Origin of the sequence: Tritonibacter sp. SIMBA_163 (assembly GCF_046535935.1) — a bacterium.
Classification (GTDB): domain Bacteria; phylum Pseudomonadota; class Alphaproteobacteria; order Rhodobacterales; family Rhodobacteraceae; genus Epibacterium; species Epibacterium scottomollicae.
Map to the genome: position 1 here is coordinate 1 of NZ_JAWJBP010000501.1, position 269 is coordinate 269.

Below are 269 nucleotides of genomic sequence, written 5' to 3' on the forward strand. Positions count from 1 at the left end.
GGCAGCGCATCCACCTGCTGGCGCACTCGATGGGCAACTTCGCGCTGCGCCACGCGGTCCAGGGCATGCGCCTGCACGTCGGCGACCAGCTTCCGCGTCTGTTCGACGAGGTGCTGCTGATGGCGGCCGACGCCGACAACGACGCCCTGTCGCACCCCGACAAGCTGGCGCCGCTGGAGCGGCTCGCCCGCCGGGTGACCACCTACTACAACGTGCAGGACCTGGCGTTGGTGGTCAGCGACTGGACCAAGCTGAACCCGGACCGGCTG

General features: G+C 69.9%; 1 protein-coding gene. It reads left to right on the forward strand.

The genetic code is table 11. The features are described 5' to 3' along the window. On the forward strand, window positions 1–269 hold a 269-nt coding region (locus R0J92_RS23295), incomplete at both ends, for an alpha/beta hydrolase (protein ID WP_411053421.1).